A 249-nucleotide genomic window follows, 5' to 3' on the forward strand; every position below is an offset into this window, starting at 1 on the left:
ACCCAACGTTGTGCGGGCCAGGCCGACCGTATCGTCACGATCCAGTACGACCGTTTCCACCGCACCACCATGGAAACCCGCGTTCAGGGCAAGGAAGTGACCCGAACCCGAATGGACTATCATGGCGAACCGGGCGCCCCCTTCGACAAGCAGCCGACCATTTTCCTGATGGCCAGAACGGTCACGACTACCTGGGAACTGGTGGATGATGCCAATAAAAGACGCTCGGAAGTCATCACCACCGAATAC

General features: G+C 58.2%; 1 protein-coding gene. It reads left to right on the forward strand.

The genetic code is table 11. The annotated features are described in order from the left end of the window. Window positions 1-249, forward strand: a 249-nt coding sequence (locus FQ668_RS28730) for a hypothetical protein (protein WP_178097245.1), incomplete at both ends; no start/stop codon positions are given.

Origin of the sequence: Pseudomonas sp. Kh14, from assembly GCF_900291005.1 — a bacterium.
GTDB lineage: Bacteria > Pseudomonadota > Gammaproteobacteria > Pseudomonadales > Pseudomonadaceae > Aquipseudomonas > Aquipseudomonas alloputida.